We start from the raw sequence: 18,292 nt of genomic DNA, 5'->3' as shown, positions 1-18,292 counted from the left end.
TAGCCGCCACCACCGACTGTTTCTCATCCTCGAGGATGAGGGGGCCGCTCCCAGAGGTTGAGGCGCGCCAGGCAGCGGCCCTGCCACGGTGGCTGACATGACCGAGACCACCCATCCGCACGTCGCCCTCCCGCCGGGCCAGCGGCGCATCGACTTCTTCCCCCGCTTCGGGCGACGCGTCGCCCAGCCCCCACCGACCGTGCCCGCAGATCCGACAGTGGTCTTCGGCGGAGCGCTCACAGCGCCGGTCGAGATCGCCCTGGACGAGCTGACCGGCGCCGATCGTCGCGAGCTCCACGCCGACTTCCACTGCGTCGCCGGCTGGTCGGTGACCGACCTCCACTGGGAGGGGGCCGCCTTCGCCGACGTCTATCAGCGGTACGTCGCACCAGCCCTCGTTCCGGGCACAACCGTCACCCACGTGATGGTCCGCGGCCTCGACGGCGAGCACTTCGTGGCCCAGCTCGAAGACCTCCTGGCCGAGGACGTCCTGCTCGCCGATCGCCTCGGTGGCCGACCGCTCGACGGCGACCACGGGGCGCCGTTGCGACTGGTCAGCCCGGCCCAGTACGGGTACGCCAACATCAAGCACGTGTGCCGCATCGACGTGCTCGCCGGCGCTCCGACGGCAGGCTCCCCGGCGCTGCTCGACCGGCTGCTGCAGTCCCACCCGCGGGCGCGGGTCTGGGAGGAGGAGCGCCACGGCACGCTGCCCGGCTGGCTGATCCGCCCGGTCTACCGGGCGATCAAGACCTTCCTGCTCGCCGCGGCCGCTCGGCACGGGGTGAGCCAGGTCACCGATCAAAAGTAAATATTGGCTAGGGTACCTATCAAGCCACACGTAGGCTGTCAACCCGTGACAGACATTTCTGCCAAGCCTGAGAAGGCGCCAGACGATCACCTCGACAAGAGCGTGCTCATCGTCGCGGGCGTCGTCGTGCTCGGATCGATCATGTCGATCCTCGACATCACCGTTGTCTCCGTCGCCCTGGAGACCTTCCAGCGCGAGTTCGACGCCACCTCTGCCGAGGTCGCCTGGACGATGACCGGCTACACCCTCGCCCTGGCGACGGTGATCCCGCTGACCGGTTGGGCCGCCGACCGGTTCGGCACCAAACGTCTCTACATGACCGCGATCGTGCTGTTCGCGCTCGGCTCGGCACTGTGCGCGCTGGCCACCACACTGCCGATGCTGGTCGGCTTCCGCGTGCTCCAGGGCCTCGGCGGCGGCATGCTGATGCCGCTCGGCATGACCATCCTGACCCGGGCGGCCGGTCCCGAGCGGGTCGGTCGCGTGATGGCGATCCTCGGCGTACCCATGCTCCTCGGACCGATCCTCGGCCCCATCATCGGTGGCGCGCTGATCGACTCGGCCTCCTGGCACTGGATCTTCCTGATCAACATCCCGATCGGTGTCGTCGCCATCGTCTACGCCTGGCGCGCCCTGCCGAAGGACCACGTCGAGCCGTCACAGTCCTTCGACTTCCTCGGCATGGTGCTGCTGTCCCCGGGTCTGGCGCTGTTCCTCTACGGCGTCTCCTCGATCCCCGAGGCCGGCACGATCCTGGACACCAAGGTGCTCGCCTTCATGGTCGCGGGCCTGGTGCTCATCGCCGCGTTCATCCCGTGGGCGCTCTCGGCCCGCAACGATCACCCGCTGATCGACGTACGCCTCTTCGGCAACAAGGAGCTCACCGTCGCGGTGATCACCCTGTCGATCTTCGCGATGGCGTTCTTCGGCGCCTCGCTGCTCTTCCCGCTCTACTACCAGCAGGTACGGGGCGAGGACGCCCTCCACGCCGGCCTGCTGCTGGCTCCGCAGGGTCTGGGCGCGATGGTCACGATGCCGCTCGCCGGCATGCTCGCGGACCGCACCGGCCCGGGCAAGATCGTCCTCAGCGGTCTCACCACGATCGCGGTGGGCATGTTCATGTTCTCGCGACTCGACGACGCCACGCCCTACTGGTATCTCCTGGTGTCGCTGTTCATCATGGGCCTCGGCATGGGCGCCACGATGATGCCGACCTTCGCCGCCGCCCAGGCGACGCTGCGCGAGCACACCATCGCCCGAGGCACGACCCTGGTGAACATCGTCCAGCAGGTCGCCGCCTCCGCCGGCACCGCGCTCTTCTCGGTGCTGCTCACCAACGCCCTGTCCGGCAAGGAGTCGATCTCCGCCGCGGACGACCTCGCCGACAAGCTCGGTGTCCCGGCCGGCGGTCTGGAGAAGTTCCTGGCCGACCCTGCCAACCAGCAGAAGGTCGGTGAGGCCGCTGCCTCGCTGGGTCTCGACCCGGCCAAGCTGCCGGAGGTCTTCAAGGCGATCCCGGTCGAGATGGCCGAGGCCTTCTCGACCACCTTCGTGATCGCCGCGATCTTGGTGCTCGCCACCCTCATCCCGGCGTGGTTCCTGCCCAAGAGCAAGGCCGAGCACGGAGCCGCCGCTCCGACGGTCCTCCACTGATCCGCTCACGCGCACGTACGCAGGGCCGGGCTGTCATCGGCAGCCCGGCCCTCGTCGCACTTGTCGGATCGTTCGCCTTGCTCGCCTTGGTGGCCTGCGGATCTGCCGCTGCGCCGTCTACCGACACGGCGCCCGATCTCCCACCCACCGACGGTGTCTTCGACTACCAGCTCGGCGGTATCGCCGATCAGCTGTCCGACGGCACCCCGATCGATGTGGTCGCCCGCGACGCCACCGCCGAGCCCCTCGAGGGCGCCTACAACGTCTGCTACGTCAACGGCTTCCAGACCCAACCCGGCGCCGACTGGTCCGGCCATCCGTCTGCCGTGCTCCGTGATGCCTCCGGCGATCCCGTACGCGACCCCGACTGGCCCGATGAGCTCATCCTCGACCCCTCCACCGCCTCCGCTCGTGCGGCGATCCTCGAGGTCGTCGGCCCGATCATCGAAGGCTGCGCGGACGACGGCTTCGACGCCGTCGAGATCGACAACCTCGACACCTGGACCCGCTTCGACTCGATCTCCCGGGACGGCGCCTTCGCCCTGGCATCGGCATATGTGACCGCCGCTCACGACCTCGGCCTCGCGATCGCCCAGAAGAACGCCGCCGAAGCCGCCCGACCGGCTCACGACGACCTCGGCTTCGACTTCGCCGTCGTCGAGGAGTGCGGCGCGTACGACGAGTGCGCCGCCTACACCGACGTCTACGGGTCCCACGTGCTCCAGGTCGAGTACCCCGATTCCCTAGCCGAGGCCGACCTCTCCTTCGCCGACGTCTGCGCGGATCCCGCCCGCGCCCCGCTCACCATCCTCCGCGACCGTGATCTCGTGGAGCAGGACGAAGCGGCGTACGTCTATGCCGCCTGCTGAAGAGTTCAGATGGAGAGACGTCGACACGCTGCTCTCGGAAATGTTCCGGCAGATCGTGACATTGAACGTCCCCGGCCGGTCCCAGACGCTGTAAGACTTTACGTTTAGGATCGCGATCCTGGGGTATTAGTACCTCAGGTGAAACGTGTGGTGGCAGATCTCAGGGTGGACCCGTCATGTCTCGGAAGGTGCGGTGGGATGCTTGATGAAATGGGTGCCAGTCGACTCCGTCGGCTGCAAGAAGTGTACGGAGAAACGTACTTTCAGGATGTTCCACCACAGCGTGGGGCGGACGACGACCAGAACGTCTCAGTCACCCTGGACGCAGCGCTGAGGTTCGTCGAGGTGACGGTCCACAACTTTGATGGCGTCGCGGGTTCGAGCCGCAGCGTCAGAGCTGCGTTCGCCGGCGCATATGCAGAAGCTGACGGACGTCGGGCGATGCTGTCGGGAGAGATGAGCCCGCGTCGCGACGAACTTGCAGAGCGAGCGGAGGCGGTTCACAACGGCACCTTCGTATGGCCTACTACACGGCGGTACATCGGGCCGAGCGGAAATCAGTGGCCAGCGGCACAGAAGTCCCGCCCGCGCCCTGACCCGCCGAAGATCGGTCGGGCGAGGAACGGGCACGTCTCGGTCGAGTTGCCAGCTGGGAGAGTCGGCAGCATGTGCGTCAACGTCGATGAGGACTGGCTGGCCAGGGCAACGTCTCATGACCTGCAGTCGGGTATTCGTGAGGCGATCGAAGATGCGGGGGAATGGTTCTAAGTGGGAACTCTACGAGTAGACGTCGAGCAGCTGATTAGGGCGGCTTTCCAGTTTGACCTGGTGGCCGAGAAGCTGCGAGAGGCAAGGAAGCACGCCGAGGACGGCGTCGGTAAGGGCAAGGCCTTCGGTCTTCTCGGTGCGGCCAGCGGTCGACACCACGACGACTTCATCAACCAGATGGTGGCTGCACTTGCTGCGGGCGGCGAAACCGCAGGGACCTTCCGGGCGACTCTTGTAGCCGTCGCCAAGGACTTCGGCGCAACGGACCAAGACATACATGATCGTTTCCGGAAGCTGGAGAGGATCGTTGAGGGGGTGGAGCACACATGATGACCTACGACGAGTTCTGGGCCGAAGTGCAGCGGAACATGGACGAGGCGCAAGCAGGTATCAATGAGGGCATCGACTGGGCTCAGGATGAGTTCAACCGGAGGATCGAAGCGATCCCTTGGTACGAGTGGACCGCGAAGCCATGGCTCCACTGGACGGTCAATCGAGGCATCGATGCTCTTCAGGAAGCCGCGAACTCACTCTGGGACCTCTTCGAGGAGAAGGCCCCGGAGATCTGGGAGCAAGCCAACCAGGTCCAGGGCGACCCAGTCACGCTGGGCCTCATTCAGAACTCCTACATCGCCGCAAGCGCGGTCCTGCACGACCTCAAGCAAGGTGACCTTCCAGACGCGATCGGCGATGTACGTGACGCGTGGGGAGGGGACAGCCGAGGCGCCGACGCATTCGCGGACCAAGCGGAAAAGCAAGTAGCGGCGATCAGTGCCGTCGAAGACGGTCTGAAGACGGCTATCGAGATGTGCGGCCAAGGCAGCAGCAACATCTTGTCATCGTGGCAAGACATCATCGACGCGCTCATTGATTTCGCCAGCCAGACGGTCTCGGTCGTCAAAGATGGGTGTGACGCGGGTCAGATCCTCACCCTCGAAATCGGTCCGACCGAGGAGTTGATCGGATCAGCCGTGACGACCGTCCTCAAGCTTGCCAACCAATTGGGGCGCTACCTTGCCGAAGACGGCACGGCCAACGCTGCCGTCTGGAAGATCGCCGAGAACGGAATCGACGGATTGAATTCTGGAAACGCTTGGCCGAAGATCTCCGGTACTGACGGCGCAACGATGGAAAACTCCGGCACGTGGTGAGGTACAGAGTGAAGGTGAGCGTTGTCGCCGGGATCACCGTGCTGCTAGCGGTTTCCGCAGGCTGTGGTGACGCAGAGAAGGCGGCTAAGGCTCTTCCCACGGACTTGTGCGCGGTGGTCTTCGACGAGGGCAGTGCCCCGCTTCTGAGCGAGGTCACACTCGATGATCAGCAACACACCCATCAGACCGTCCGAAGCCGGTCTGAGATGGCGGTCTGCAGTGCGCATGGGACGCAGGGCCAAGGCGTGGTTTCCTACGAAGTGGAGGTGTACACGTTCGGGGACGTCGGCGACGACACCGCCGCGGAGCGAGCGGACGCCCGGCTGGAAACGGAGTGTGTCGATCTAGCTGCTGACTCCTCCATGGAGTACGCCGACAAGCCGGACGGATCGTGTCAAGCGCAGACGATGGCTACGGCATCGACCAGCACGCTTAAAGCCACTGTTGCGATACCGCTGAACGACACCACGGGGTACGGCGTGGTCACCAAGTCTGTAGGCGGTGACGCCGACTTAGACCCGTCAGACGACCTGCCGGCGCTCCGCGAGAAGTTGGAGGACGAGTTCAATTAGGCGGCGCGGCTGACCAGGAGGACGTCCTTCCATCGGGAAGCGGGCGCCGAAGTGGACCACCTACCCATAGGCCAGGTTAGCGTCGCTTCTCGTCATCAGCTTGAGCGGCGTTCGGGACCCAGCCGCGGGAGGCGTTGGGGTCCAAGACGTCGCTGGCGGTCTCGGTCCAGTCGTCGGTGTAGTCGGCTTCCCACTCTTGGGGCTGGCTGCCGTTTGGGTCCCGCTTCTTGGCACCGCGGCCGCCAGCTGCACCGGCTCCGCCGCGGCCAGCAGCGCCAGCGCGAGCGGCGCCACGTCCGCCGGCACCAGTGCCTCGCGCACCGGCTCCCGCACGGCCACCTGCGGCGCCCGCCCTGGCAGCTGCGGACCTGGCCGCGGCCGACCGGGAGGCGGCTCCTGCGGTCGCTGCTTTCGCGGACGCTCCGGCGGCGAACTTGCTGGCGATCGCCTTGGCCACGCCAGCACCCAGGAGGGCACCACCACCGGCGATCGCGAGGGCGGACATGCCGCCTGTGCCGCCGGCGAGGGGTGCGAGGCCGTCAGCCGTCTCGACCATCGCGTACGACGTCGAGGGGGCGGGGGTGCCATCAGCGTTGATCCACTCGGTGCCGTTCCACTCAGGCTTGTTCTCGGCCTCGTACCCCGCGATGTTCGCCTTCTCCTGAGCGATCAGTTCGTGGCCCCAGCCGTCGGGGTAGAGGGTGCCGGAGTTGTACTTCTGCATCCGCGACTTCGAGGCCTGGATCTGACTGTAGGAACCGGGCTGCGACGCCGAAGTCCCCTGTGGCAACGGCTCGGAGTTGGTGCCGTCGTCGTACAGGGCGCGGATCTTCGGCTCGTCTTCGCGCACGGCATCATCGACATATCCAACCTGTGCGGCAGCCTCGGTTTCCGCATGCGCGATCGCCGCCTCAGCGGCAGCATGTTCCGCCTGCTTCGCCTTTAATGCCTTCGCGTTCGCCTCACCATCCACTCCAGTCCCGGAGGTCGGGTAGTCCGCCGGATCCGGCGCTGGGCCATGCGTCTTCGGCAAGCCCGCAGCTAATGTGGCGTACTGCGTCCGAGCCGTTGCCAACGTGCCTCGGTAATGCCGCATCGCCGCAACAGCTTCCTTCAACACGTCGCTCTTGTCGGCCGTCTTCTCGCCCGCCTGCTGCATACCTTGGCGGGCAGCCTGTCCCGACTCCGAAGCCGAGGAAAACCCATCCTCGACCTTCTTGCTGTTCTCGTGGAGAGTGCGCCCTGCGCTGCGGAACGTGCGCTCTCCGTCGTTCCATCGGTCGGTCAGCGCGTCGAGGGCAGCTACGTCGGCACCTTCGACATACGCCCTGAGCCGAGTCATCCAAGGACCTTGTACGCCCGTCATGTCGTTGTCCCCTCCCGAGAACGAATCCAGGGGCAGAGTCCACCCCGACTTACGAAATTACACCGTGCAATCGCGGGACCTGCCAGCGAATCCAGGGAACTGCTCTAGGGTCGTGGGCCATGAAGACGTCTCGGGCGATGACCATCGCCGCATTGGCCAGCTCGCTCGGTATCGTCCTTGCCGGGTGCGCGAACGACCAAGGCCCAGCCACCGATCCCACGACAAGCACCTCGGCCTCCGCTTCTGAGGTGTCCACCGACCCACGCCCCAGCGAACCGGCTGTGCCGGCTGACTGGCAGGTCGCATCTGTCGACGTCGCTCAACTCCAAGTTCCTCCGGACTGGGCTCTCAGCTCCAATCGCAAACAGTCCCAGACAATGCGTGCGCCGAAGAACTCCGTCGGGCTCTCCCCCGGCTCAGGTGGACTCATGGCTGATGCCTACGGCGCCGACGGGGACCTCGCGGAAGCCGTTGAAGGACTTGCGAAGCTCGTGCATGGCCAACTGAAGTCAGACTCCAGCCTCACCAAGGTCGAGCGACTTCCTGACGAGACCATCAACGGAACGCCCTTCTATCACTTTCGCGCCGAGACCGAGTTCACTTGGCAAGACCACTATGGAACCGTCGCGTCAACGACTCGCGATCAGGTCACAGTCACCTGGGAGTTCAACAAGTCTGATATCGACCGCAAGACCGCCGATGCGCTGATCGCACCGATCATGGCGACGTACAAGACCCTCTGAGGCACAACCCGAGGAGTGTCAGATCGGCATGGACTTCCCGAACGCGGTGCCCGTCCGATTGAACATCACCAGTGGGTTGCTGAGTGCCTGCAGTGCCTCGGCCATCGTCTGAGCCACCGCGGCCTGGCCTTCGTCTGTCGCCATGATGTCGGTCTGGGCGTCATAGGTTGCAGTGGCGTATTTATCTAGACCACGCACCGTGTCCTGCTTCGCCTCGATCAAGCTCGCATGCGCTCGCGCGACGGTCTGCGCCAACGACTGACCCAAGGCCGACCCACCGAACACCGCTGCAGCAGGAGCGTCTCCAAGATCAAGGCTCTTCACGAGGTCACGTTCCGCGACTAGGTTCTTGTGAGCATCATTCAGTTTGTCGAAGTCGGCCCTGATCTCGTCGCTGTCACCCATGCTGACCCTCCCGCTGGATCCGTGCGCACCCCCACCGGGTGCGCAATATCAGTACATCACCCTGCATACCGTTTGTCAGCGCGTGACGAACTTACCAACGGATCCCTCGGGGCCCATCCGTGCACCTGCAACCACCGGACGAGGATCTCGATTCGGCTGGTCTCGAAGAGTAGGTGACTGACGCAACGCCCTCTCGGGGTGACGTCCTCGCCGAACGCGGTTGGCGACTCCCACACTGGGATGCCCAGCCCGCGAGCGCGAGCACCGTCGTCTTCTCAATGCGCATTCCAGTGGGCCAGTTCGTCTCACCCGCAAGTTTTGAAGCCTTCGTCAGTCAGTCCAGCCTGCCAGTTCGAGGCTGCGCCGATGTCGACCCACGGTCCGCTATCCGAGGGCGACGGGCAGGGATGCGTAGCCGCGGAGGATGCGGGTGGGGCGGCGTGTGGCTTCGCCGTCGACGCGGAGGGTGGGGAAGCGCTCGAAGAGCATGCGGAGGCCGACGCGGGCCTCGAGGCGGGCGAGGCTGGCGCCGAGGCAGAAGTGGGCGCCGGCGGAGAAGGAGAGGTGCTGGTCCGCGTCGGCCCGGGTGATGTCGTACGTGTCGGGGTCCTCGAACACGGACGGGTCGCGGTTGGCTCCGCCGATGACCACGGCGACGGCGGTGCCTTTGGCGACGTCCGTGCCCGCGACGCGCGTATCCGTATAGGCCTGGCGGACGGTGGCCATGACGGGCGGGTCCCAGCGCAGAGTCTCTTCGACGACACCCTCGACGAGGGACGGGTCCGCAAGCAGAAGCGACCGCTGGGCGGGGTGGGCGTCGAGGGCAGCGACGGCGTTGCCGAGCAGGTTGACGGTGGTCTCGAAACCGGCCGCCAGCAGCAACAACCCGAGGGCGTGGAGTTCGATGTCGTCGAGGTCGCCGGCGATCACCAGGGCGCTGAGGAGGTCGTCGGCGGGGTCGGCGCGGAGGCGGCGGACGTGGTTCTCGAACCAGTGGTGAAGCGAGCGCATCGCGGTTTCGACGTGGGAGTAGTCCCGCCACGACAAGCCCGGATCGAGGATTGCGGCGGCCTGGTCACCCCAGCGCAGGATGTCGGCGCGGTCCGCAGCTGGCACCCCGAGGAGCTCGGCGATGACCGCGATCGGGAGCTTCGCCGCGTACTCCTCGATGAGGTCGACCCGCCCCTCGCGCGGGTCGATCTCGTCGAGCAGGTCGCCGGCGACAGCGGTGACCATCTCGGCCATCGAGCTGATCCGGCGCGCGGTGAACGCCTTCGAGACGTGCTTGCGGTAGCGGGTGTGCAGCGGCGGGTCGACCGCGAGCATCGACGGCGGATCGACCAGGCCCAGCGCGTCGGGCGCGCTCACCTTGCCGAGCAGCCACCGCAACGGCACCGGGAGCTCGCCCTGGCCGTCGCCTACGCCGAAGTCGCTGCTGCGCAGGATCTCGTTGGCGGCGGCGTACGACACGGTGCCGGCCATGAACGGTTTCACGTGAATCGGGCCTCGCGCTCGCAGCCGGTCATAGTCCGGCACCTCATGCGACCACATCAGCTCGGCGAGCGGGTCGCCGCGCCTCGACGCGAGGCTCAGCACCGCTCGGTTGATGCCCTGGGAGAGGGCCCAGCGGGCGTACGACCTCCCGCGCTCGATCGGCGGCAGATCACGCCGAGGCATCGGCCAGCTCCTCCCCGAGCTCGTGGGTGCCGATCAGCCCCATCAGCGGTGCCAGCTCGGCCAGCAGGTCGGCGAAGGTCGCCTCGTAGTCCTCCGGCGACAGCGCCGGATCGAGCTGCGCCTGGAACCGGATCCGCCACCGATGGCGCAGGGCTTGCGCCAGCCGCTCGGGAGTGGCGAAAGCCTCCTCATGAGCCGGCGTCCACGGCAGTTCGCGCGCGAGGCCAGCTCTCAGCTCCGCCTCCACCTCGTTCAGCAGCCGGTAACGCTCGTGGGTCTGGCTCCAGGTCATCGTCCTCACCGTCTCCGTTGTCGTTGGGATGATGGTTCGACGCTAGTGATCGGCGGCACCTGCGCGCATCGCACGCTGGCAGGCACCTGCGTTCCTACCCTGGTAGGAGAGCGGCCGCCTGCCACGGTCGGATGCGATACGGCTCACGCGTTTCTAGACTGAGCGGCATGAGTGTCCAGGACTCCGCTCGCGATGTGCGCGACTTCCTGGAACGGCGCTGCCGTAGCAAGAATCTCGACATCCCCTGGTGGGCGCCGCTGCTGTCGGCCTTCGGTCTCGTCGCGATGGTCACGGTGGCGGTGCTCCAGCGCGGCACCGCCGGCGACATGGTTGTCGCGGGCCTGGTCATCGTCGTCCCGTCACTGAGCATCTTCTTCATCCCGACCAGGGGTGAGTGGCTCAAGACCCACATGTGGGTCGTCGATCTGCTGCCGACCCTGGCCGGGTCGGCCTGGCTGATGTCGCAGCCCGCCTCCGCGTTCTGGCCACAGCACGACTTCGCGCCGGCCGTGCTGGTGCCGCTCACTCTCGAGATGGTCATCCGCGAGGGGTTCCGGACCGGGACGCTCTATGCGGCCGCCTCGGCCGTGACGATGTGGATCTTCGCCGTGGGCACGCCCAGCGGCATCGGCGTGCACTTCCTGCTCCTCGCCGTCGGCTGGATCCTCGGGCTGCTGATGCTCGCCCAGATGCGTGCGCTACGCGCCGAACGGCTCGCTAGGTCACAGGAGCACGCCCGCGCGACCGAGGCCGAGCGCACCCGGATCGCCCGCGAGATCCACGACCTCGTGGGTCACTCGCTCTCGATCACCCTGCTCCATCTGACCGCCGCGCGGCGGTCGGTCGCCGAGGGCGACGACCCCGGCGAGGCGGTGTCCGCGCTCACCGAGGCCGAGGCCGTCGGGCGCCGGGCGATGGCCGAGATCCGCCGTACGATCGGGGCGCTGTCGACCTCCGGCACCGGGACGGCGCCGCTCCCCGGTGCCGCGGACGTGGTCCGGCTCATCGAGGAGGGCCGCAGCGCGGGCCAGACCATCACGTTCGCGTCCACCGGCGACCTCGCCCGCATCGACGCCGGCGTCGGGCTGGGCATCTACCGGATCCTGCAGGAGTCCCTCGCCAACGCCATCCGGCACGCCCCCGGCGCCCCGGTCTCGGTCTCGTTGGCGGTCGCGGACGGCGTACGTCTGTCCGTGCAGAACCCGCTCGTCGGCACCCGCCGTGGGGTCGGCGAGGGGTCCGGGCTGGCCGGGATGGCCGCCCGCGCCGAACAGCTTCGCGGCCGGCTGTCGGCCGGGGCCGAGGAGTCGATGTGGAAGGTTGACCTGGTGATCCCACCGCACTGTCTCGTACGCAAGGCCCTCGCATGACGCCGGTCAACGGCTCATCGCCGATCCGGGTGATCGTGGTCGACGACCAGGAGCTCGTACGCAGCGGCCTGCGCCGCATCCTGCGACGGCGCGACGGACTGGAGATCGTCGCCGAGTGCGGGGACGGCTCGGAGGTGGTCGCGGCGCTCGAGGCCAACCCGGCCGATGTCGTCGTCATGGACCTGCGGATGCGGCAGGTCGACGGGATCACCGCGACCGGTCTGCTGCGCGCGCTGCCGGAGGCTCCGCCAGTGCTGGTGCTGACCACCTTCGACGAGGACGAGCTCGTCTCCGGGGCCCTGCGCGCCGGGGCCGCCGGCTTCATCCTCAAGGACTCGCCCGCCGAGGAGCTGGTCATGGCCGTACGCTCCGTCGCCCTCGGTGACGCCTGGCTCGATCCCGCCATCACCGGCCGGGTCCTGGCCACCTACCGCTCCGCGGTCGCGCCGTCGGCGTCGAGCGCGGTCGAGGTCTCCGAGCTCACCGATCGCGAGCTCGAGGTCCTCCGCGGCCTCGCCTCCGGCTGGACCAACTCCGAGATCGCCGAGCGGCTCGTCATCTCCGAGCTGACCGTCAAGTCCCACATCGGCCGCATCTTCGCCAAGCTCGACCTCCGCGACCGCGCCGCCGCCATCGTCTTCGCGTACGACCACGGCATCGTCCGGCCGGCGACCTGAAGGCGCGCTCCTCCGGCGCGCCCTAGGTCGTCGTCGCCAGCACCAACGGGCTCACCGAACCGGCGCCGGCGTCGAGGAGAGCGCGGGCCGCGAGGGTCACGGTCCAGCCGGTCGCGACGCGGTCATCGACGAGCAGTACGTCAGCACCCGGTGCAACCTCGGCGTGGAGGGAGAACCGGCGACCGACCGCGGCGACTCGCTGGGCGGAGTTGGAGGCGCCCTGGCCGGGGCCGACGTCGGGGTCGACGATGGCCCACGAGCCGAGGACGGGGACGCGGAGATAGCGCGAGAGACCCTCGGCGAAGTCGCGGGTCAGGGTGGGGCGGGTCGCCGACTCGACGTAGACGATGCCGCCCACGCGAGGCTTCCAGTCGCCCAGGACCTCGACGACCGCCTTCACCAGCGGCACCGGCACCGGGCCGTCCTGGGCGGGCTCGCGGAAGAGGTCGCGCAGCGCCTGGCCGTAGCCGAGATCGGTCAGCCGCGCGACCGCGCGCCCTTCGAGCGGGCCTTCCTTGATCTTGCCCTTGAGCGAGATGCCGAGCCGGTCGAGGCCGGTCGGCCACATCTTCTTCGGCTCCACGACGACCCCGGGCCGCGACAGCCGGGCCGACGCCTCCTGGACCGCTCCCTCGGAGACCGCCGAGGTCACTGCGAAACCGCCGCAGTTGTCGCACCGACCGCAGTCCACGGCGCCGGGGTCGTCGAGCTGCTCGCGCAGGAACCGCATCCGGCACTGGTCGGTCGAGATGTAGGCGAGCATCGCGTCCTGCTCGCGGCGCCGAGCCTCCGCGACCCGTGCATAGCGCTCGGCATCGTAGTCCCACGGGACCCCGGTCGCCTCCCAGCCACCACCGACCCGGCGGGCGGCGCCGTCGACGTCGAGCACCTTGAGCATCTGCTCGAGGCGCGAGCGCGACAGGTCGACGTAGGTCTCCAGCGCCTGGGTCGACAGCGCCCGCCCCGCCTCGGAGAGCACACCCAGGGTCTGCCGCACCTGCTCCTCGCGCGGAAAGGCGAGCGAGGCGAAGTAGGCCCAGATGTCGCGGTCCTCGGCGCCGGGGAGCAGCACGACCGAGGCGTCGGAGGTGCCGCGGCCGGCGCGGCCGACCTGCTGGTAGTAGGAGACCGGGGAGGAGGGCGCGCCCATGTTGACCACGAACCCGAGCGTCGCGTCGAAGCCCATCCCGAGCGCCGAGGTCGCGACCAGCGCCTTGACCTTCCCGGCCGCCAGCGACTCCTCCAGCTCGGCCCGCTCGGCCGCCTCCGTGCGTCCGGAGTAGGCGGCCACGTCATGACCACGCGAGCGCAGGTAGTCGGCGATCTCCTCGGTCGCGGCGACCGTCAGGCAGTAGACGATGCCCGATCCCGGCTGCTCGGAGAGGTGGTCGGAGAGCCAGGCCAGCCGCTGCTCGGGGGTCTTCAGCGAGACCACCGCGAGCCGCAGCGACTCCCGGTCCAACGATCCTCGAAGCACGAGAACCCCCAAGCCCATCTGCTCGGCCACGTCCGCGGTCACCCGGGAGTTGGCGGTGGCGGTCGTCGCGAGGACCGGGATCCCGGTGGGAAGGTCGGCCAGCAGCGTACGGATCCGGCGATAGTCGGGCCGGAAGTCGTGCCCCCAGTCGGAGATGCAGTGGGCCTCGTCGACCACCAGCAGGCCGCACTCGGCAGCCAGCCGAGGCAGCACCGCGTCGCGGAACTTGGGGTTGTTGAGCCGCTCGGGAGAGACCAGCAGGACGTCCACCTCGCCCGCGTGGATGGCCTCCTCGATCGAGACCCAGTCCTCGGGGTTGGTCGAGTTGATCGTCACCGCCCGGATCCCGGCCCGCTGCGCCGCCGCGATCTGGTTGCGCATCAGCGCGAGCAGCGGCGAGACGATCACGGTCGGCCCGAGACCGGCCTCACGCAGCAACAGCGTCGCCACGAAGTAGACCGCCGACTTCCCCCACCCGGTCTTCTGCACGACCAGCGCCCGCCGGCGCTCGACGGCGAGCGCCGAGATCGCGGACCACTGGTCCTCGCGCAGCGTGGCGTCGTCGCGGCCCACCAGGGCACGCAGATGCGCCTCTGCACGAGCACGTACGTCACTGGCCGGATCAGTCATGGACTCAGGTCTACCAGGGACCACCGACTACTTCCCCAGCGCCAACGTCGGCCAGTCGGCGAGATCGGCCAGCATCTGCCGATCATGAGTCGCCACGACCACCGCCGCCGACGTGACCCGCAGCGCAGCCGTGAGCTCGTCGACCAGCCCGGCCGACAGGTGGTTCGTCGGCTCGTCCAGGATCAGCAGGTGCGGGCGCGAGGCCAGCCGCAGCGCCAGCTCGAGCCGTCGCTGCTGCCCCTGGGACAACCGCGCCGCAGGCGTACGCCGCGCCTCCGCGTCCATCAGCCCCGTCGACCGGAGCGAGACGACCGCCCGCTCGGACACCGCCCCGGAGGCGACCAGCCGTCCGCAGTGCTCCGCATAGATCTCGGCCGCGGTCAGGCCCGGCGTCCAGTCCGGTTCCTCCTGACCGACCAGCGCCACCCGTGCCCCCGGCGAGACCCACACCGACCCGGCCGACGGCACCAGCCCGCCGCCCAGCACCTGCAGCAACGTCGACTTGCCCGCCCCGTTCGGGCCGGTGACGAGCAGCCGCTCACCGACGTCGAGAGCGAAGGAGACCGGTGCGGACAGGCGGCCGGGAACACCGACGTCCTCACAACGCAGCAGCGTCCCCCCGACATCCGAGGGGAGCGAGGGAAAGCGCAGCGACCTCGGCGGCTCCGGCACCGAGATGCGGTGCGCCTCGAGTGCCGCGAGGTCGCGGTTGTAGGACCGCACCAACCCGGGAGCGCGGGTCTGCCTCTGGTGCTTCCCGGTCCCCTTGGGCGGGCGCCAGCCCGTGCTCAACCGGTCCCGGGCCGCCGAGACCGAGTCCTGCAGCCGACGGTGCTCCTCCTGCTGCGCCGCGAAGTCCTGCTCCCAGCGCTCGCGCTCGCGGCGCCGGCCCTCCTGCCAGCTCTGATAGCCACCGGCGTACGTCCGGGCCCGGCCGTCCTCGCTCGGGTCCAGGTCGAGGAACTCGACGGCGGTCTCGCGCAGCAGGAGACGGTCGTGGGAGACCAGGACGACCCCGCCGGCATGGCTCCGGATCCGCTCGGTCAGGAACGCCAGCCCCGAGGCGTCCAGATGGTTGGTCGGCTCGTCGAGCACGAGCAGGTCGTGGTGCGCCCCGAGCAGGCAGGCCAGCCGCACCCGGTAGCGCTGCCCGACCGACAGCGTCCCCAGCTCCCGGGTGGGATCGGTGCATGCGCCGAGCGCCTCCAGCGCGATCTGCACCCGGCGCTCGGCGTCCCAGGCGTCCAGCGCGGTCGCGCGCTCGAGCGCGGCGGCGTACGTCCCCGCGGAGTCCGTCGGGTCCTCGGCGAGCGCCTCGGCAGCCGCGTCGAGCATCCGAAGCGCTTCGTAGGACTCCGCCAGAGCGGCGGAGGTGAGGGTGCCGACCGTGTCCCCGGGACGTACGTCCAGGGCTTGGTGGGCGATCCCCAGACTGCCGTGCCGCTGAACCTGCCCGGAGTCGGGGACGAGCAGTCCGGCCAGGACATGGAGGAGGGTGGTCTTGCCGCGGCCGTTCTCGCCGACGACGGCCAGCCGGGACCGGTTGGCGGCGGAGACGGTCAGGGAGACGCCGCGCAGGACGGGGCGACCGCCCCGAGTGACCGAGATGTCCTCGGCGCGCAGATGGGCAGAGGTGTGATGGGTCTGTACAGACACGAAAGTGAACTTCCAGCTCGCGTACGGGAGCCGGGAAAGCGAGAGCAGCTACCCGGCGTCTGGCCGGACAGCGGCGTGAGTATGCCTCGCAGCGCCGCCGTCAGGCGACGGAGCGCAGGCGCATGTAGGCGATACCGGAGTACATGCCTCCAGGGTAGACAGGGACGAACCGTCCACGCGAACCGTTATTCACCAGGCGATGGAAATAACGCCGAGCCGGCGCTGTTGGTCCTCCCCCACGGGGACCCGCAGAACCGGCCCGGCCTCTCCAGTATGCGTCCAATCGCCGCACCGGCATAACCACACGCCCGAATTCGTACTTTAGTTACCAAAAGCGGTCGACGACGCCGTCTTTGGAAGGGACGGCGCCGTCGAGACCGGTTCTGTTGGCAGGTCAGCTCACGGAGACCGCGGTCCACGCCGCCTCGACGGCCGCGACCTCGGCGCTGGAGGCACCGTAGAGGTCGGACGCCGCCTTCACCGTCGCGTCGCGCGCGCCGGCGTAGTCGGTCGTCGAGGTGAAGTAGGTCGAGTTGGCGCGGAACCAGATCTTCTCGGCCTTGTCGCGACCGATGCCGGCGATCGTCGAGCCGTCGCAGGTCGTGCTCGAGTGCTCGACGCCGTTGATGGTCTTCGTGCCCGAGCCCTCGGAGAGCAGGTAGAAGAAGTGGTTGCCGACGCCGCTGGAGTAGTGGACGTCGAGGTTGCCGGTCGAGGACGACCAGCAGTTGACCGAGTTGCCGTCGGAGGACGGGTTGTCCATCCGGCGCAGCGGGTCGCCGCCGTCGAGGATGAAGGACTCACCGATCAGGTAGTCGCCCTTGTCCTCGGCGTTGTTCGCGTAGAACTCGACCGCCGTGCCGAAGATGTCCGAGGTCGACTCGTTGAGGCCGCCGGACTCACCGGAGTACTCCAGGCCGGAGGTGTTCTCGGTGACGCCGTGCGTCATCTCGTGGCCGGCGACGTCGAGCGACACCAGCGGTCCGTAGCCGACACCGTCGCCGTCGCCGTACGTCATCTTCTCGCCGTCCCAGAAGGCGTTGACGTAGTTCTTGCCGTAGTGGACGCGGTTGAACGAGCCCGAGCCGTCGCCGAAGATGCCGTCGCGGGCGTGGACGTTCTTGAAGTAGTCCCAGGTGACGTTGGTGCCGTACTGCGCGTCGGCCGCCGCGGTCGCCCGGTCGTCGTTGGAGCCGTTGCCGAAGGTCGTGGTCGGGCTGGTGACGACGTCGCCGGCGACACAGCCGAGGCCGAGGAGCTGACACGACATGCTGTCCTGGGCGTTGTTCATGTCGGTCGTGTAGGTGCCGCCACGGGTGTCGTCACGCAGCTCGTACGTCGAGCCGTTCTGCTTCACCTGCAGCGGGACGGTTCCGGAGTAGAGGGTGTTGCCCTCGCCGTCGATGGTGTGGATGCCCTCGACCCGGCGCAGCACCGTGCCGGTGCCCGCGTCGACGTAGGTCGCGAGGCGCGAGGGGGTGCCGTCGGCCTGCGTGCCCTTGGTGGTCACCCGCCAGGCCAGCGTCGGCGCGCCGTCGACCGCATCGACGACGAGCTCGGGCGCGTACTTCTTGTCGGCCGCGAGACCCGTGATCGTCTTGGTGACCGCGTCCAGGGTCAGCGCGGCCTTGGTCGCCGCGGCCTCGGTGACGGTCGGCTTCACCGAGAGGTCGAGCATCGTCGCCAGCCCCTGGGAGACCGAGGTCACCGCACCCGACCTGCTCTGGTGGGCGACCAGGTCGCCGCCGACGACCTCGAGCCCCTCATAGGTCCGGTTCATCCGTACGTGGGTGGCGCCGGTGGTGTCCCTCAGGGTCACCACGGGCACCAGCTCCTGGCCTGCGCCGACCTTCCAGGTCGACGGCTTGCTGCTCAGCGCCCTGATGGCCTTGTCCGCGATCGACTCGTCGTCGACGATCTGCTGGGCAGCCAGGCCGGTCGCCGTGACGCTCGCCGGGGTGATGGTGGAGGCGGAGTCGGCAGGGGCGGCGCCGGCGGGACTTCCGAAGGAGGCGATGAAGGCAGTTCCTGCAACAGCGGCAGCGGTCGCCGCTCCCGCTACTCGAACGGTACGCATCGTGGGGTTCTCCTCGATTGTGGGGGCCAGGATTGACGGAATCCTTGCACCAGAATCGATAGCGTGGAGAAACAAGTTCCTGCAATGCGAATTTGTGA

Annotated in this window: 17 protein-coding genes; 10 read left to right on the top strand and 7 right to left on the bottom strand. The window is 68.2% G+C overall.

The genetic code is table 11. The features are described 5' to 3' along the window. Window positions 1-97: 97 nt before the first annotated feature. From ACFVDI_RS00170 to ACFVDI_RS00140, 7 genes are all read left to right on the top strand, one after another. Window positions 98-811 carry a molybdopterin-dependent oxidoreductase gene (locus ACFVDI_RS00170; RefSeq protein WP_378899078.1) on the top strand — a complete coding sequence of 238 codons (714 nt, stop codon included), beginning with the start codon at window positions 98-100 and terminating at the stop codon, window positions 809-811. A gap of 45 nt (window positions 812-856) precedes the next feature. Beyond that, window positions 857-2,464 carry a DHA2 family efflux MFS transporter permease subunit gene (locus ACFVDI_RS00165; RefSeq protein WP_378899076.1) on the top strand — a complete coding sequence of 536 codons (1,608 nt, stop codon included), beginning with the start codon at window positions 857-859 and terminating at the stop codon, window positions 2,462-2,464. Between the two features lie 77 nt (window positions 2,465-2,541). Continuing rightward, window positions 2,542-3,333 (top strand): endo alpha-1,4 polygalactosaminidase, encoded by a 792-nt coding sequence (locus ACFVDI_RS00160; RefSeq protein ID WP_378899074.1) that lies wholly within the window; start codon window positions 2,542-2,544, stop codon window positions 3,331-3,333. Window positions 3,334-3,531: 198 nt separating this feature from the next. Continuing rightward, the gene (locus tag ACFVDI_RS00155; RefSeq protein WP_378899072.1) at window positions 3,532-4,101 is read left to right on the top strand and encodes a hypothetical protein; all 570 of its coding nucleotides are present in this window, start codon (window positions 3,532-3,534) and stop codon (window positions 4,099-4,101) included. 60 nt (window positions 4,102-4,161) lie between these two features. After that, window positions 4,162-4,431: a hypothetical protein gene (locus tag ACFVDI_RS00150; RefSeq protein WP_378899070.1), complete on the top strand. Its 270-nt coding sequence runs from the start codon at window positions 4,162-4,164 to the stop codon at window positions 4,429-4,431. Then, window positions 4,428-5,252 (top strand): hypothetical protein, encoded by an 825-nt coding sequence (locus ACFVDI_RS00145; RefSeq protein WP_378899068.1) that lies wholly within the window; start codon window positions 4,428-4,430, stop codon window positions 5,250-5,252. The genes ACFVDI_RS00150 and ACFVDI_RS00145 overlap by 4 nt, the downstream gene beginning before the upstream one ends. Next, window positions 5,246-5,824, top strand: a complete 579-nt coding sequence (locus ACFVDI_RS00140; protein ID WP_378899066.1) for a hypothetical protein — start codon at window positions 5,246-5,248, stop codon at window positions 5,822-5,824. The genes ACFVDI_RS00145 and ACFVDI_RS00140 overlap by 7 nt, the downstream gene beginning before the upstream one ends. A gap of 76 nt (window positions 5,825-5,900) precedes the next feature. Here the strand turns inward: ACFVDI_RS00140 and ACFVDI_RS00135 are convergent, their stop codons facing one another. Further along, on the bottom strand, window positions 5,901-7,166 hold the full coding sequence (locus ACFVDI_RS00135) for a hypothetical protein (protein ID WP_378899064.1): 1,266 nt from the start codon (window positions 7,164-7,166) through the stop codon (window positions 5,901-5,903). Window positions 7,167-7,618: 452 nt separating this feature from the next. Here ACFVDI_RS00135 and ACFVDI_RS00130 point away from each other — a divergent pair, with 452 nt between their 5' ends. Next, window positions 7,619-7,933 carry a hypothetical protein gene (locus ACFVDI_RS00130; protein WP_378899062.1) on the top strand — a complete coding sequence of 105 codons (315 nt, stop codon included), beginning with the start codon at window positions 7,619-7,621 and terminating at the stop codon, window positions 7,931-7,933. A gap of 18 nt (window positions 7,934-7,951) precedes the next feature. Here ACFVDI_RS00130 and ACFVDI_RS00125 read toward each other — a convergent pair whose 3' ends face one another. The 3 genes from ACFVDI_RS00125 to ACFVDI_RS00115 all read right to left on the bottom strand — a co-directional run bounded on the left by ACFVDI_RS00125 (window position 7,952) and on the right by ACFVDI_RS00115 (window position 10,307). Then, window positions 7,952-8,338 carry a hypothetical protein gene (locus ACFVDI_RS00125; protein WP_378899060.1) on the bottom strand — a complete coding sequence of 129 codons (387 nt, stop codon included), beginning with the start codon at window positions 8,336-8,338 and terminating at the stop codon, window positions 7,952-7,954. A gap of 384 nt (window positions 8,339-8,722) precedes the next feature. Then, the gene (locus ACFVDI_RS00120; RefSeq protein WP_378899058.1) at window positions 8,723-10,015 is read right to left on the bottom strand and encodes a cytochrome P450; all 1,293 of its coding nucleotides are present in this window, start codon (window positions 10,013-10,015) and stop codon (window positions 8,723-8,725) included. Then, the gene (locus ACFVDI_RS00115; protein ID WP_378899056.1) at window positions 10,002-10,307 is read right to left on the bottom strand and encodes a hypothetical protein; all 306 of its coding nucleotides are present in this window, start codon (window positions 10,305-10,307) and stop codon (window positions 10,002-10,004) included. The genes ACFVDI_RS00120 and ACFVDI_RS00115 overlap by 14 nt, the downstream gene beginning before the upstream one ends. Before the next feature lie 167 nt (window positions 10,308-10,474). Between ACFVDI_RS00115 and ACFVDI_RS00110 the strand changes: the two genes are divergently transcribed. After that, a complete protein-coding gene (locus ACFVDI_RS00110; RefSeq protein ID WP_378899054.1) occupies window positions 10,475-11,677 on the top strand; it encodes a sensor histidine kinase in 1,203 nt (400 codons plus the stop codon). Beyond that, window positions 11,674-12,354 (top strand): response regulator, encoded by a 681-nt coding sequence (locus tag ACFVDI_RS00105; protein WP_378899052.1) that lies wholly within the window; start codon window positions 11,674-11,676, stop codon window positions 12,352-12,354. Before ACFVDI_RS00110 ends, ACFVDI_RS00105 begins: the two co-directional genes overlap by 4 nt. 22 nt (window positions 12,355-12,376) lie before the next feature. Here ACFVDI_RS00105 and ACFVDI_RS00100 read toward each other — a convergent pair whose 3' ends face one another. From ACFVDI_RS00100 to ACFVDI_RS00090, 3 genes are all read right to left on the bottom strand, one after another. Further along, window positions 12,377-14,461: a RecQ family ATP-dependent DNA helicase gene (locus ACFVDI_RS00100; RefSeq protein ID WP_378899050.1), complete on the bottom strand. Its 2,085-nt coding sequence runs from the start codon at window positions 14,459-14,461 to the stop codon at window positions 12,377-12,379. Between the two features lie 27 nt (window positions 14,462-14,488). After that, on the bottom strand, window positions 14,489-16,117 hold the full coding sequence (locus ACFVDI_RS00095) for an ABC-F family ATP-binding cassette domain-containing protein (RefSeq protein WP_378899048.1): 1,629 nt from the start codon (window positions 16,115-16,117) through the stop codon (window positions 14,489-14,491). Window positions 16,118-16,511: 394 nt separating this feature from the next. Further along, window positions 16,512-18,194, bottom strand: coding sequence for a M4 family metallopeptidase (locus ACFVDI_RS00090; protein WP_378899046.1), 1,683 nt, complete (start codon window positions 18,192-18,194; stop codon window positions 16,512-16,514). Window positions 18,195-18,292: the final 98 nt, after the last annotated feature.

Origin of the sequence: Nocardioides sp. NPDC057767 (assembly GCF_042798275.1) — a bacterium.
Lineage (GTDB): Bacteria > Actinomycetota > Actinomycetes > Propionibacteriales > Nocardioidaceae > Nocardioides.
This window is presented reverse-complemented; position numbering and strand designations above follow the sequence as displayed.

Bases quoted from the DNA above. Each gene is read 5' to 3' on its own strand.
- ACFVDI_RS00170 (WP_378899078.1), top strand. From the start codon at position 98: ATGACCGAGACCACCCATCCGCACGTCGCCCTCCCGCCGGGCCAGCGG.
- ACFVDI_RS00155 (WP_378899072.1), top strand. From the start codon at position 3,532: ATGCTTGATGAAATGGGTGCCAGTCGACTCCGTCGGCTGCAAGAAGTG.
- ACFVDI_RS00145 (WP_378899068.1), top strand. From the start codon at position 4,428: ATGATGACCTACGACGAGTTCTGGGCCGAAGTGCAGCGGAACATGGAC.
- ACFVDI_RS00135 (WP_378899064.1), bottom strand. From the start codon at position 7,166: ATGACTCGGCTCAGGGCGTATGTCGAAGGTGCCGACGTAGCTGCCCTC.
- ACFVDI_RS00130 (WP_378899062.1), top strand. From the start codon at position 7,619: ATGGCTGATGCCTACGGCGCCGACGGGGACCTCGCGGAAGCCGTTGAA.
- ACFVDI_RS00125 (WP_378899060.1), bottom strand. From the start codon at position 8,338: ATGGGTGACAGCGACGAGATCAGGGCCGACTTCGACAAACTGAATGAT.
- ACFVDI_RS00120 (WP_378899058.1), bottom strand. From the start codon at position 10,015: ATGCCTCGGCGTGATCTGCCGCCGATCGAGCGCGGGAGGTCGTACGCC.
- ACFVDI_RS00115 (WP_378899056.1), bottom strand. From the start codon at position 10,307: ATGACCTGGAGCCAGACCCACGAGCGTTACCGGCTGCTGAACGAGGTG.
- ACFVDI_RS00110 (WP_378899054.1), top strand. From the start codon at position 10,475: ATGAGTGTCCAGGACTCCGCTCGCGATGTGCGCGACTTCCTGGAACGG.
- ACFVDI_RS00105 (WP_378899052.1), top strand. From the start codon at position 11,674: ATGACGCCGGTCAACGGCTCATCGCCGATCCGGGTGATCGTGGTCGAC.
- ACFVDI_RS00100 (WP_378899050.1), bottom strand. From the start codon at position 14,461: ATGACTGATCCGGCCAGTGACGTACGTGCTCGTGCAGAGGCGCATCTG.
- ACFVDI_RS00090 (WP_378899046.1), bottom strand. From the start codon at position 18,194: ATGCGTACCGTTCGAGTAGCGGGAGCGGCGACCGCTGCCGCTGTTGCA.